Annotated in this window: 12 protein-coding genes; 6 read left to right on the top strand and 6 right to left on the bottom strand. The window is 67.6% G+C overall.

Annotated features, from left to right (window positions below):
* Window positions 1-90 precede the first annotated feature (90 nt).
* The 3 genes from ACWEO7_RS29320 to ACWEO7_RS29310 all read right to left on the bottom strand — a co-directional run bounded on the left by ACWEO7_RS29320 (window position 91) and on the right by ACWEO7_RS29310 (window position 5028).
* Entirely contained in the window at window positions 91-1014 is a 924-nt protein-coding gene (locus tag ACWEO7_RS29320) for a hypothetical protein (protein ID WP_452427971.1), read from the bottom strand.
* A gap of 421 nt (window positions 1015-1435) precedes the next feature.
* Window positions 1436-3172: an ABC transporter ATP-binding protein gene (locus ACWEO7_RS29315; protein WP_452427969.1), complete on the bottom strand. Its 1737-nt coding sequence runs from the start codon at window positions 3170-3172 to the stop codon at window positions 1436-1438.
* Window positions 3169-5028, bottom strand: a complete 1860-nt coding sequence (locus ACWEO7_RS29310; RefSeq protein WP_452427967.1) for an ABC transporter ATP-binding protein — start codon at window positions 5026-5028, stop codon at window positions 3169-3171. Before ACWEO7_RS29310 ends, ACWEO7_RS29315 begins: the two co-directional genes overlap by 4 nt.
* Window positions 5029-5437: 409 nt before the next feature.
* Between ACWEO7_RS29310 and ACWEO7_RS29305 the strand changes: the two genes are divergently transcribed.
* The 5 genes from ACWEO7_RS29305 (at window position 5438) to ACWEO7_RS29285 (ending at window position 8814) form a co-directional block, all read left to right on the top strand.
* Window positions 5438-5572 carry a hypothetical protein gene (locus ACWEO7_RS29305; protein WP_452427965.1) on the top strand — a complete coding sequence of 45 codons (135 nt, stop codon included), beginning with the start codon at window positions 5438-5440 and terminating at the stop codon, window positions 5570-5572.
* Window positions 5573-5645: 73 nt separating this feature from the next.
* A complete protein-coding gene (locus tag ACWEO7_RS29300; RefSeq protein ID WP_452427963.1) occupies window positions 5646-6098 on the top strand; it encodes a TIGR03667 family PPOX class F420-dependent oxidoreductase in 453 nt (150 codons plus the stop codon).
* Window positions 6099-6103: 5 nt separating this feature from the next.
* Entirely contained in the window at window positions 6104-6685 is a 582-nt protein-coding gene (locus ACWEO7_RS29295) for a putative glycolipid-binding domain-containing protein (protein ID WP_452427961.1), read from the top strand.
* Between the two features lie 318 nt (window positions 6686-7003).
* Window positions 7004-7933 (top strand): RluA family pseudouridine synthase, encoded by a 930-nt coding sequence (locus ACWEO7_RS29290; protein ID WP_452427960.1) that lies wholly within the window; start codon window positions 7004-7006, stop codon window positions 7931-7933.
* Between the two features lie 218 nt (window positions 7934-8151).
* A complete protein-coding gene (locus tag ACWEO7_RS29285) occupies window positions 8152-8814 on the top strand; it encodes a hypothetical protein (protein WP_452427958.1) in 663 nt (220 codons plus the stop codon).
* A 387-nt stretch (window positions 8815-9201) separates the two neighbouring features.
* On the opposite strand, the gene ACWEO7_RS29280 is transcribed toward ACWEO7_RS29285, so the two are convergent.
* Window positions 9202-11352 carry an MMPL family transporter gene (locus ACWEO7_RS29280; protein ID WP_452427956.1) on the bottom strand — a complete coding sequence of 717 codons (2151 nt, stop codon included), beginning with the start codon at window positions 11350-11352 and terminating at the stop codon, window positions 9202-9204.
* Window positions 11353-11394: 42 nt separating this feature from the next.
* Window positions 11395-11874, bottom strand: coding sequence for an EXLDI protein (locus ACWEO7_RS29275; protein WP_452427954.1), 480 nt, complete (start codon window positions 11872-11874; stop codon window positions 11395-11397).
* Between the two features lie 282 nt (window positions 11875-12156).
* Here ACWEO7_RS29275 and ACWEO7_RS29270 point away from each other — a divergent pair, with 282 nt between their 5' ends.
* The gene (locus ACWEO7_RS29270) at window positions 12157-13062 is read left to right on the top strand and encodes an NAD-dependent epimerase/dehydratase family protein (protein ID WP_452427952.1); all 906 of its coding nucleotides are present in this window, start codon (window positions 12157-12159) and stop codon (window positions 13060-13062) included.
* On the opposite strand, the gene ACWEO7_RS29265 is transcribed toward ACWEO7_RS29270, so the two are convergent.
* A complete protein-coding gene (locus ACWEO7_RS29265; RefSeq protein ID WP_452427950.1) occupies window positions 13052-13864 on the bottom strand; it encodes a phosphatase in 813 nt (270 codons plus the stop codon). The genes ACWEO7_RS29270 and ACWEO7_RS29265 overlap by 11 nt on opposite strands.
* Window positions 13865-13943 lie beyond the last annotated feature (79 nt).

Below are 13943 nucleotides of genomic sequence, written 5' to 3'. Positions count from 1 at the left end.
GGAGTTGCCACTCTGGCCAACCTCGCCCACGCCCGCTGACCGTAACCGGGTCCAGGTCGTCATCACCGCGTCGGACTTACGGGACAACCCTTAGGCGGCAGCGTCCCGGTATTCCGGCTGAACATGCTCCGACAGCGGTCCGATCCCGATTTCTTCGAGCTTCGCCCGCCGCTCCGGCGGCAGATTGTGATACGCGTCGTCGGCATGCTGGATCACCCGTCTCTGCCACTCCGGAATGTCGATTTCCATTCCTGGCGGTACGGGGTGCGCGGCGATCGATTGCACCTGGTCCAGAAGATCGGGCAACCAGTGCAGCAGCTCGGGATCATTGAAAGGCCGCGTTTCACCGGAAACATATTGCATGATTGTGAACTCCCGGCCCGTCGACGGATCCGATCCGGCGTAGAGGATCCGAGGTGTTCTCACATCACACTCCTGTGCGTATTCTATGGCCGTGTTCTCGGGCATCCACTTCTTTACGAAAGTAACGACGGGATTATCTAATTTTGATCTGACCACAGCTGGTCCCGCGCTTGTGTCGACCCTGTGCACTCCGTTTCCGGTTCCAGCGAAATCCGGCTCCCGGTCCCGGACCTGTTCGTACAACTCCTGGGCCTCGCTCGGAGGTATCTCGAATCGGTCGCCACCGTTCCCCGGCCGCGCCGCACCCGAATGCTCCGTGCACGTAATCGACGAATTCTCCCCCTCGCGGCGCACGTTCGGCTCGGAATCGTGAGTACCGAGGCTCTCCCACCGTTCAGAGATTGAGCCCTCTCGCCAGATGTCGGCGGGCGTGCGCGTCACCCACGGATGAGTGGCTTCCGACGCGACTCGTTCGATCCCGCCGGAGCATCGAAGGTCGCCGTCGACCAGCTCGTTGACCCCACAGCGCAGTTGCGGGCCGATTCTGCTGCGCTCAGCCAGGTCATCGGTGGCTTTGCTCAAGGTGTGAACGATCCTGGAGGCAACAGCGGTGAACTCGTGAGCGACCTCGTTGTAGTAGGCGGAAGGCATGTGCGGGTTCAGTCGTCCTCGGCCGGACCGTCGGGATCTCGTGGCGACCGATGACTGCCTCCGAGGTCGAGAAGATGAAGGCTGTAGCGGCCTTCGAGCCGGATGCGTCTGCGGCGCAACGCCGCCAGCAAATATATCGGCACTGACCTGGTCCCTCCCCCAACGGGGAACCCGTTCGATCACGCCGCCCCATTGTCGCGACGCTTCACCGTCGATGACATGGCAGGTGAGCTGGGAACGAGGATCTGGGCCAATATCTGTTACGCGATCGGGCGGCATCCGCTCGCGGCCCGCCTGTATGTGGCCGCCCCGGCGGGACCGAGGTCATCGCCCGCGCCTGGCCGCACCACTCGCGCGAACGGATCACCATGGGCGCCGGCTGTTCTCGGCGTCCACGGTGACCGGCTCGACGTGCGAGCCGCTAGGTGGCGACCGGCTCCAGATGCCAGCCCGACGCGCGAGATCGCTCGTTCCAGAACGCGGCGTATCGGCCATCCAGCGCGAGCAGTTCCGCGTGCGTGCCGCGCTCCACGATCCGCCCGCCGTCCACGAACAGGATCTGATCGGCGTGGGCGATGGTGGCCAGCCGGTGCGCGACCACGATCACCGTCTTGTCCTTGGTGATCTCGTGCATCCCGCGCACAACGACCGCTTCACTGTGCGGATCGAGCGCGCTGGTCACCTCGTCGAGCAGCACGATCGGCGCGTCCTTCAGCAATGCCCTGGCGATCGAGACCCGCTGCCGCTCACCGCCGGACAGCGCCGCGCCGCCCTCACCGACCCGAGTGTCGAAACCGTCCGGGAGCCGGTCGACGATCTCGTCGACGCGCGCCGCGGCCGCCGCGCGACGCACCTCGTCGTCACCGGCATCCGGCCTACCGATCCGGATGTTGTCCGCGACCGACTGGTCGAACAGGTAGACGTTCTGGAAGACCAGCGACAACTGACTCAGCAGCGTCGCCGACGGCTGATCGCGCACATCGTGCCCGCCCACCGTAACTCTGCCCGAATCCACGTCGTAGAACCGGGCGGCCAGCCGCAGCAAGGTCGTCTTACCCGCACCGCTCGGCCCGACGATGGCCGTCGTGGTGCCCTCGGGCACGCTGAACGTCACGCCCGACAGCACCGGCTCACCAGGACGGTATCCGAAACTCACGTCGTCGAAGACCACCGACGGTGCTTGCGGGGTGACCGCCGTTTCCGCCTCCGGGAGCACCGGTTCGGCGAGCAGCTCGCTGATCCGGTCCGCGGCCGCACCCGCCGAACGCAGCGCGGTGCCCAACTGCGCGGCCTGGTTGAGCGGTTCGATGAACCGCGAGCTCACCGCGATCAGCGCGATCGCGGCGGCGGCCGAGATGGCGCCGTCGGTCACCCGCGCCACCGCGACGTACACCAGAACCAGGAACACGGCCTGCACGAACAGCGCGAACAGGATCAGGCCCGGCACGCTGGCGAACACCATGCGCGATCCGGCCGAGCGCTGCCCGGCCAACGCCGCGTCGAGCGCGCGGTTGCCCGATCCCACCGCGCCGAACGCCCGCAGCACCGGCTGCGCCTGGGCGAATTCGATGACGCGCGAATCGGCTTCGGCCGCCGCCGCGTGCATCCGCTGGTCCGCGCTGGTGTATGCGCGATCGGCCAGCCGGTTCACCAGGTAGAGCACTGGCGCGGCGAGCAGCATCGCCAGCGCGATACGCCAGTCGACCGCCAGCATGCCGACCGCGACCGCGAGGGGCACGATGACGCCGCTGAAGATCCTGGCCAGCAGATAGGCGACCAAGCCTTGCAGCTCGCGCACGTTGTCGACCATGAGCCGCCCGAGCGGCCCGGCGTCATGGGTCTCGAACCAGCCGAGCGGCAGTGCGTTCAGGTGGTCGCCGAGCCGGGTCTGCAATCCGCGCTGCATGCCGATGCCGACGCGCAGGCCGATCGCCGCCTGCAGGTAGCCGAAAACCACCACGCCCGCGACGGCGGCGAACATGCCGAGCGCCCAGAGCCACGCACGGCCGAGGTCGTCGTCGAAAAGCGCGGTCAGCACCGGCACCAGCAGCAGGTACGCCACGGCCTGGCTGAGGGCCTGCGCGACTATGGCGGCGAACAGTTTCGGTGTCAGATGGGCGAATTCGCCCGGAACCAGTTCCAGCACCTTGCGAATCATCGGACACCCTCCACACTGTCGACGAGCGTCATATCGCCCAGCGCCGCTTCGTTGATCTCCCATAGCCGCTGGTAGGCGCCGCCCGAGGTGACGAGACTCGCGTGATCACCCTGCTCGACCAGTCGTCCCCGCTCGAGCACCAGGATCCGATCCACCGAGGTGATGGTGTGCAACCGGTGTGCGATGACCAGGACCGTGCGCCCCGCGACCAGTACGGCCAGCGCGTCCTGCACGGCCGCTTCGGATTCCGGGTCCGCGAAGGCGGTCGCTTCGTCGAGCACGAGGACCGGGGTGTCCGCGAGCAGGGCGCGCGCTATCGAAAGCCGTTGCGCCTCGCCGCCGGAGAGCGTCGCGTCGATACCGAGCTCCGAGTCGTAACCACGCGGCAGCGCCACGATGCGATCGTGGATCTGCGCGGCGCGGGCGGCCCGCTCCACCGCGGTGTCGTCGGCGTCGGGACGGGCCAGGCGCAGGTTCTCCTTGATACTGCCGCGGATCAGCCGCACATCCTGGAAGACGAACCCGACGGTGCGGTAGAGCTCGTCGCTCGGAAAGTCACGGATGTCGCGGCCGCCGATGGTGATCCGGCCCGAACCCACGTCGTAGAACCGCGGCAGCAATTTGGCCAGTGTCGATTTGCCCGACCCGCTCGGGCCGACCAGAGCCGTGATCGTGCCGGGGACGAGCTCGAGATCGATACCTCGCAGCACGTCGTGGCCGGAACGATAGCCGAAGTCGACACCTTCGAACCGGACCAGACCGGCGGGCGCGGCTTCGGCTTCCGGCGCGGCGGAGGTCGGCGCACCGTCACTCAATTCGGGAGTCCGTTGCAGGTCGTGCAGGCGTTGCGCCGCCACCGCGGCGGCCCGCAGCGCCTGCGCGCCATAGCCGAGACCGATCAATGAACTGCCCAGGCCGAGGCCGACCAGCAGGAACGGCAGCACGTCCAGCGGCTCCACCCAGTCCAGGCCCACCGCGGCCAGTCCCGCCACGACCACGACCAGCATCACGAACACCGGGGTGACGACGATGTCGGAGGCCGCCTGCACCTTGATGATCGGCGTCTTCAGCCGGTCCACGCTGCGGGCCTGGTGCTCGACGGCGTCCTGGAAGACGCTGTGCGCCTTGCCCGCCTGACCGAACGCGCGCACCACCTGAATGCCGTCGACGAACTCGATGGCGGCTTGCTTGGTGGCCTGCTCGGAGCGGGTGTAGACCACGAAGCGGTCCCGTCCGTCCCGGTCCATCATCCGGCTGTAGAGCACGCCGTACGCCAGCACCGGCACCAGCAGCACCAAAGCCAGCCGCCATTCGACGGTGAGCAGATAGCCGAACGTGATCAGCGGAACGGTGACGGCGCCGACGAACTCCAGGCGAGCGTGCGCCACCAGGTAGTGCAATGCCTCCACATCGTCCTGGAGATACTTCTTCACCTCGCCGGAGGTCCGCTCGCCGAACCAGCCCAGCGGCACCCGGGTCAGCTTGGCCGCCAGCGCACGGCGCACGGCGAGTTGATATCCGGCGTCGACCAGGTGCGTCCAGGTCAATGCCGCGGCCTGGAGCAGCGCGCGGACCACCAGGACCAGCACCGCGATCGTCAGCTGACGCCACACCCGATCGGTGTCCACCTGATCCTGGAGCAGTTCGCGGCAGGCCGCCACGATCAGCACGAAGGGCACGACCGCGCACACCGACGCGACGGCCATGACGATGCTCGCGACGGTCAACGGGCCGCGCACGGGCGCGAGGATCTCCTTGCGCGCCTGGGCCTCCTGCTGCTTGCGTTCTTTCAGCACCGCCCTCGGCGGCCGGTTCCCCGTCTGCGCCGCAGGCAGCGGCGCGACCTCTACCGTCATCTGACCTCGTCTCTCGCGGCATCCGTCACCGGAATCGCCTCATCCTCACACAGAAGTGCCCGGCAAGAAAGGTTAGCCTAAGTTATCTTTGCCCTCCCGGCGCCGTGGCGAGTTCGCGGGCGGTCCATCGACCCGCGAGCACGGAGGCGGTCGTCCGGCACGGCACGGGTCGCCCGCTCCGCCGCCGAGACCACGTGCGGTCCCCGCCTACCGGCCGTTGTCTTTCGTGACTTATTTCGTCAATGTGCGAAAACTGCTGCGAACTCGCTGTTTTCGAACTATCGACGCGCTCGGGAAACCTCCGTGAACGAACCCGCATCCTGGTCCGATAGCCCGCGTGCATCGTTAACCTTCGAATGCGAGCGAAGCCACCGGCTCCGCAGGAGGATCGAATATGTATGGCACGGAGATGTTTTCGTTTCTGCACCACGCCATGCAAGTGCACCTGGATTGCAGCGTCGAAATGTGCCGGGTCCGGCGGCGCGCCCGCGGGACGTCGGTCGAAGCCCGGCTGATGGTGCTGGACGAACGGGCCACGCCGTGACAGGAGCACCGTGCTCGTGACTCCCGCCGCGACGACGCGGAATCGTCACGGCGGCCGGGGTGTTGTCCTTGCCATGACCGCAACGGCATCCGATCGTTCCGCCACCCCTGTCGTCGACACCGACACCGAATTCGGCGCCAAAGTCGCCGAACGCCTGAACCGCGAGTCCATCCTCTGGCTGACCACCGTCGGCCCCACCGGAACACCGCAGCCCAACCCCGTCTGGTTCCAGTGGCGCGACGGCGAGTTCCTGATCTTCAGCAAGCCCGGCCAGCCGAAGGTGCGCAACATCCAGCGCAATCCCCGGGTCGCGCTGAACCTCAACAGCACCGCGTCCGGCGGCGACGTGGTGGTACTCACCGGCACGGCGCGCGTGGTCGAGCAACGGCCCGGTTCGGCGGAGATCGACGCCTTCACCACGAAGTACGCCGAGGGCCTTCGCTCGATCGGCCTGACCGACGAGCAGTTCTACGCCGAGTACTCCGTCGTGCTGCGCATCACGCCGGACCGGCTGCGCGGATTCTGAACCCGATGCAGTTCGCGCCGCCGCCGCCCACCGCCGCGTGGCGTCATCGCACCGCCCGCGAGGGGTTCGAGGTGGCGTATTTCCGGGTCACCGAGCAAGGCGTGCTGATCGACGGCTGCACGACAGCGGTGGAGGACGGCGCGGCCTGGGTGGTGGACTACCGGATCGCGCTGGACACCGAATGGCGCACGCGCCGGGCCCAAGTGGCCGTGCGCAAGCCAGGCGGCTGGAACACGCTGGTGCTGGAGTCCGACGGCGCGGGGTCCTGGCTGCTGGACGGCATGCCCGCGCCCCTGCTCGACGGCTGTCTGGACGTGGACCTGGAGTCCTCCGCGCTGACCAACGCGCTCCCCGTGCACCGGTCCGCGCGGGAGATCGGCGACGGCGCGGACGCGCCCACGGCCTACGTGTACGCCTCCGGCGCCGCGGTGGGCCGGTTGGAGCAGCGCTACCTCCGCGTCGCCGACGGCGCGCACGGACCGCGGTTCCAGTACTCCGCCCCGGAGTTCGACTTCGCCTGCACGCTGGACTACGACAAGTCGGGCTTGGTGCTCGATTACCCGGGCATCGCGATCCGCGCCCACTGAGCCCGCGACCTCGGACGTGACCGGCCTGCGGTCAGGCGTACCTCCGCCTTCGCTCCGGCCATGCGCGGACCAAGGACGGACGAAGTCCGACTGCGCCCACCGTGCGTACCTCCGCCTTCGCTCCGGCCATGCGCAGACTGAGGACGGACGAAGTCCGACTGCGCCCACCGTGCGTACCTCCGCCTTCGCTCCGGCCATGCGCGGACTGAGGACGGACGAAGTCCGACTGCGTCCACCGTGCGTACCTCCTCCTCCGCTCCGGCCATGCGCAGACCGACGACGGACCACGTCCGACCGCACCTATTAGGGTCGGTATCGATGAGAAGGCGGCAACAACCGCCGTTGCCGAAGCGGCACGGCTTGGACCCGGCCCGGTTGCGACTACCGGAGCAGGGCCATTGGGCGACCATCCGGGACCATCTGGTGGAGCGCCTGCCCCGGGTCTCCCCGACACGCATCGATGAACTGCTGCACGCGGGCGGCATCGTCGACCTGGACGGGCCGATCGCTCCGGACGCACCGTTCGTGCCCGGCGGCGCGGTCTGGTTCCATCGCGATCTGCCCGAGGAGACGGTGGTGCCGTTCGACATCCCCGTCGTGCATCGCGACGACGACCTGCTGGTGGTGGACAAACCGCACTTCCTGGCCACGATCCCGCGCGGTCAGCACATCCTGCAGACCGCGCTGGTGCGGCTGCGCCGAGAGCTGGACCTCCCCGACCTGGTCCCGGCGCATCGGCTCGACCGCGTCACGGCGGGCCTGGTGCTTTTCGTGATCAACCCGGCTCGCCGCGGCGCGTACCAGACCATGTTCCACAAGCGCACCGTGCGCAAAGAGTACGAGGCGATCGCCCCGTTCGATCCCGGCCTCACGCTGCCCCGTGTGGTGCGCAGCCGGATCATCAAGGAGAAGCAGGTGCTCGCGGCCCAGGAGGTCCCGGGCGAACCCAACGCGGAAACCGAGATCGAACTGCTCGAGCACCGCGACGGCCTCGGCCGCTACCGGCTGCGCCCGCACACCGGCCGGACCCACCAATTACGCCTGCATATGAACAGCCTCGGCGTCCCCATCCTCGGCGACGACTTCTACCCGGTGCTCACCGACAAGCCGGTCGACGACTTCACCAGGCCGCTGCAACTGCTGGCCGCCTCGCTCGAGTTCACTGATCCGGTCACCCGCGAGCCGCGCCGTTTCGAGACCAGCCGCACGCTGCAGGCCTGGACCGACCCGCACGGGTGGGCCGGCTGACACCGTGGTCAGCGCCCGCATCGAGCGGCGTCGCCACGACACGATCACCCGGCCGAGCGCCGCGCCATGCCTCCGCACACGGTTCCGCGACACCCGCCTCGCCTTCCGCACATGCGGCGCGGACCCCGGTCGACCGCAACGGCGGCGAAAAGTGATCGATCCAGCAATAAGGCCCGGAGCCGCGGTGAACGTGTTCTCGTTCCGTAGACTCGGTCGAGATGTCTGAGCCGGACCTTGCAGTACCGCCCCGCCCACGCCACAAAGTGCGCGCCTACGTCGACGTCGCCGTGGTGGTGATCGTCCTGGCGGGCACCAATCTCATCGCACATTTCACCACCGCGTGGGCGAGCATCGTGACGGTTCCGGTCTCGGCGCTCGTGCTGCTCGCGCTGGTCCGCAGGCGCGGTCTCGGCTGGTCCGAACTCGGCCTTTCGCCCCGGCACTGGCGGCGCGGTTCGCTGTACGCGCTCGGCGCGGTGGCGTTGGTCCTCGCGATCGTCGGGGTCGGGGCGGCACTACCGCTCACGCGGCCGTTCTTCCTGGCCGATCGCTATGCGACGAACGTCGCTATTCACTCCGTCGCCGTGCCCGTCGAGTTGTCCAATGGCACAACCGCTGTCGCACGCGCCGAGCAGATTCGGCTACCGGCATCGGTGACGCCATCCCGCGCTGGACATCACTGGATCGACGTGTCCCGCGCCTGGTTGCTTCACGGCGACAAGCAGCGTGCCCTCGCCAGCCTCGACCAGGCGCGCCGGATCGCACCGGCGCTGACACGCAACCACCCCCAAGTCCACGAGACCGTCCGCGTGCTCGCCAATACCCGGCGCGGAACCGACTCCCTGGCCCGGTTCGCGAAGTGGGCCAACGTCAAGATTTGAGTCTCGTAGGAAACCACAGCCACGGCCGACCACGCGACGTAGTGCGGTTGGTCAGCGGCTGAGGCGCGGCGGCGGCCGAGCAGGAACGTGAGGCGCGGCGTTCAGAGAGAGCTGGACGACAAGGGCGTCTGTCGGAGGTGGCGAGACTCCTGCGGCTGGGGCGGCGGCATCACCCGTGAGCGGCGGTTACATGGCCGCGTGGGCATGAGTATCGAGCGTGGCGGCACCGGACAAGGTCTGGACCGCACGCACGGAGTTTCCCGCGACCGGTGACCGTCCGGGCACGACGCGCGTTCTTCGTGCGGAAAAGGCTGTGCGCCCGATGAATCCGGGCGCACAGCTCCATTCTGGTTTACTCCTCCGCGGCGTCCGCTAGTTCCGGTCCGCTCAGCTCTCGCCGACCGAAGTCCCGACGACCTCGTGAGACTCCGGTCCAGAGCCATCGGGCTTCTCGTCCCCGTGCCCCGGCCACCACGCCTTGTGGCCGATGAGCGCCGTGAGCGCGGGCGTGAAGAACATCGCCATGACGAAGGCCGCGATCGCGATGCCCACCGAGATGGCGAAGCCCATCTGTGCGAGAACGTTGTTACCCGCCAGCATCATCGATGCGAAGGTGCCTGCCAGGATCACCCCCGCCGCCGCGATGGTGGGGCCGGTGTGCCGCAGGGCCAGCGCCGCGGCCTGTTTCGGTTCGTTGCCCTCGCGCGCTTCTTCCCGCAACCGGGCGACCATGAGGATGTTGTAGTCGGTGCCCAGCGCGACCACGAACAGGTACATGATCACCGGGAGCGTGAAGATCAGGCCGGTCTCGCCCCGGAAGTGCTGGAACACCAGCACCGCCGCACCCAGCGTGGCGGCGAAGCCGAGGAACACCGAGGCCATCAGGTACCACGGCGCGACCAGGCTACGCAGCAGCAACCCCAGCACGATCATGATCAGGATCGCCGCCACCGGGAACACGATCGCGTAATCACGCGCCATCACCTCCTGGAAGTCGACGAATACCGAGGTCAGACCACCGACGGCGGCGGTAGCACCGGCGGGCGCCGCGGAATGCGCGACATCGCGCAACGGTCCCTTGACGGTGTCCAGCGCGGCGTCCGACTCCGGCGCGGCGGAGAGCGTCACCGCGAAGTCGGCGATCGACTTGTCCGCGGACAACTTCGGCTCCCCCACCTGTCCCACTCCCGGCACCGCGGCCAGCGCGGCGCGGTAGGCGGCGAGTTGATCGACGGCCAATTCGCCACCGCCGGACTGCAACAGGACGTCCGAAGGCTGGGTCGTCCCCGCGGGCAGGCCCTTGACCAATTCCTTACTGTAGACAACGGATTCGGCGACCTCCGAAGTTTGGCCCGAGCTGAGGTCGAACGTGGGGTGGAAACCCAAGGCGAAGATCCCGAGCACGACCAGCAAACCGCCGGAGACCGCGGCGAACACAGCGGGCCGCCGGCCGAGCGCATTGCCGATCGCGGTGAATCGCGCGCCCTTCGGTTCGATGCGCCACGCCTTGGACGGCCAGAACACCTTGGTGCCCAGCAGCGAGACCACCGCCGGCACCAGCGTCAGCCCCGCCGCCAGCGCGACCGCCACCGCGATCGCCAGCGCCGGGCCCATGGCGCGGAACATGCCGAGCGTGGACAGCACCAGCGCCATGAACGCGATGATCACCGCGCCCGCCGCGGACGTGATCGCCTCACCCACCCGGGTGACGGCGTTGACCATGGCGGTCTTCGAATCCTCGCCCGCGCGCAACCGCTCGCGATAGCGGAACATCAGGAACAGGATGTAGTCGGTGCCGACACCGAACAGCACAACCACCAGAATGGCATTGATCGATGCGTCGATCTGCAAGTCGAAGGCCTTGGCCACCACGGCGATCAACCCACTCACCATGCTGGAGATCGCGCCGATCACGACGATCGGCAGCAACGCGATCACCGGGCTGCGGAAGATGACCAGCAACAGCACCAGGATCAGCACGACGGTGGCGATACCGACGATGGCCAGCCCCTTGTCGCCCGATTCCCGCTGATCCAGCATCTGCGCCGCCTGGCCGGTGATGCCCGCCTTCAGCTCGGTGTTCGCGACGCGCTCGGTCAGCTCCTTGCGCAGTGCCTTGACCGCGTCGCCTTGGGTGGTGTCGTTCGGATTCGTCACCTTCGTCATCTGCACCGCGATGATCTGGACCAGGCGGTTCTCCGACGGCGGCGTCGGTTGCATCCCGATGACGTCCTTGACCTGCGCGTCGCGCAGCTCATTGCCGATCGAGACGACCGACGCGGCGTCCGCACCGGTCAACGGCGTGCCGTCCTTCCGGGCGAACACGATGATCGCCGCGGGAGCGGAGCTGTCCGGGAAAGCCTTCTGCTGCAATTCCAACGCCTGAATGGACTCGTAATGCGAAGGCAGAAAAGCTGATTGGTCTGTGGTGGATTTCAGTTCCGGCGCCGCGGCCACCACCGCGATGGCGAGCAGCACCCACAGGCCGATCACCTTCCACGGATTGTGGACGACCACGGCCCCCAGTCGTGCGAACATCTGCGAATAGATCCTTTCCGGATGTGGAAAAGCGGCGGTATCTCAGATCTGCAGGTCCTGCGAGTTCGGGTGCTCGGCCACGTCGACGACAGTCCGGTAGATGTGCTCCGGAATCCGGCCCCGCAACTCGGCGGGCGAGTCCACGATCTCCACCGTGTAGTCACCCCACTCGCGCTCGCCGCTGCCGGGCCGCAGCAGCTCGCGCCAATTCTTCCATTCGGTCCAGTCGATCGCGACGGACATTTCGCGCCAGTCCGATTCCCGGCGGTGCACCACGAATTTGCCTTTCCGGCTCACGTAGACCCGCACCACGGTCATCCCGACCTTGCCGTATTCGCGGGATTCGCCGAGCAGTCTGCCGAAGAACCGCTGCTGACGCCCGCCGCCCGGACCCACGCGCAACACGATTTGGCGCAGGTCGTCCACGTCGCCCGGCTCCGCCGATTCCTTCACGATGGTGACGCCGCAGGCCTGCGTTTCGGCAGTGTCCACGCCGCTCAGGTTGTTCGGATCAGTGGTCATGATTTCCCCGTTTCATAGATCAGTGCGCATGTGGGCATGCGTCTACCGTCGACCGGCCCACCTCGAATCCGCCTCTACCGGTACGGATTCGATGCTCCCGGAAAGTACGGGCCGTCGTCTCACTATAAGTAGATGTATACGTATAGCGCAAGACCTAACCGCCTGACCGCCCGACCTGGCGCGGCGAGCCTTCGCTCAGCTAATCGATCTGCTGCGCTTGCGCACCGCGCATCGCCTCTCCGTCCTCCGGCGATCGCATGGTTCAAGCCATACCATCACGGTGTGCGCGTTCTCGTTACCGGAGCGAACGGCTATCTGGGCCAGGCGGTCGTAGGACTGCTGGCTGGAGCCGGGCACGAGCCGATCGCGATGGTTCGCGACAGCGGTTCGCCTCCGCGGGTGACGACTCGGGTCGCCGACCTGCTGGATGAGGACGGGCTTCGGATAGCTGTGGACGGCGTGGAGGCGGTGTGCCATCTCGGTGGGCTTACTCGGGCGCGCGAGTCGGCGGCCGATCCGCTGCGGTATTTCCGCGTCAATACCGGCGGGACCGTCGCGTTGCTGGACGCCATGGCCGCCGCCGGAATATCGCGGCTCGTCTTCGCTTCGACCGGCTCGATATACGGAACCCCCGAACGACAGCCGATGACAGAGCGTCTACCCGACGCGCCCCCGCACCCGTACGCGGCGAGCAAGCTGGCCGCCGAGTGGGCGATCAGCGCGCAGGCGGGCACCGGTCGCTTGTCCGCTACCGTGCTGCGCTTGATGAACGTGGCCGGCGGCGCGGATCCCGATCCGACGCGCTTGATTCCCCGAGCATTCGCCGCCGCGAGGCATGGCTCGGCTCTGGAAGTCAACGGCGACGGCAGCGCTGTCCGCGACTATCTGCATATCGACGACGCCGCAGCGGCTTTCGTCGCGTGTATCGAGAACATGCCGCCGAAAGGCGAATTCAGGCGCTTTCTCATCGGCAGCGGCCGCGGCAGCAGCATTCTCGACGTCGTGGCCGCGGTCGAGCGGCGGACCGGCCGTCGAATTCAGCTGACCCATAGGCCACCGATGCCCGAACCGGCCGCCCTGATCAGCGACCCCACCAAGGCTATGGCCGAATTACCCTGGCGCCCGGCGCAGTCGGATCTGGAAACCATCGTGCGCGACACACGGCACCGGGGTGACCTCAGCCGGTAAGTCCGGCCTGGCCGAGCAGATAAGCGGTCAGCGGACCGTAGTAGTCGGGATGGACTCCGTCATCGAGGGGCACCGTGACCGCGATCTTCCCCTCCGCTCGCCCGGCGAACAGTGCGGGGTCGTTGCTGTCGGCGAATCCCACGGTCTCGATGCCCGCCTCCCCTGCCGCCCCGGCCCAGCCGTGGTCGGCGACGACCAGGTCGGGCCATTGGCCGGTTTCGGCCGCGCGCAACTCCCGCAGGGCCGCCCGCATCGGATGCGGATCATGAGTGTGTCGCAGCGTGCCGTCGGTGCCCAGCGCGGCAACTCCCGAGGTGTAGAGGATCTCGCGATGCTGCGGGCCCCACGGCGTGGTGACCCGATAGGACCACCCGGCAGCCGGCACGAGCACCACGCATCCTGCCGCGCGTAACGCGTCCTCGACAGCGCGATAGACGCCCATGAGTGTGTCCGGATGCCCGGTCGCCAGGATCACCGTCTCCCGACGACGAGCGGCGAGCCCGATCCGCGCTCCCATCGCGTCGAGCGCGTCGAGCGTCAGGTCGACGTCAATGGTGTCCGGACCCCGCACATGCCGCGGGTCGGGGCTGACCCCGCACAGACGCGCCATCATCTCCAGCGTCTCGGCGAAGGTCCAATCCTTCAGCGTCAGCCCGAACTGATACCCAGGGTCCTTCGACACCATCTTGCGATAGTTCGCGAGATTCCCCTCCCGAGGCGTCGCGACATCACCCGCTATCCGCGTTTTCAGCAGATGTTCCCGCAGCAGCGCTCGATCGTAGGTCTGGTCAGGTCGACTCACATTCCCCACCGCTCATCCTCCGCATCCGCCGTCGGCGCGACCTATCGCAGTTCCGGTCAGGCCAGGAGTCCGCCGGTTT

It is taken from the genome of Nocardia sp. NPDC004260 (genome assembly GCF_053603155.1).
This window is presented reverse-complemented; position numbering and strand designations above follow the sequence as displayed.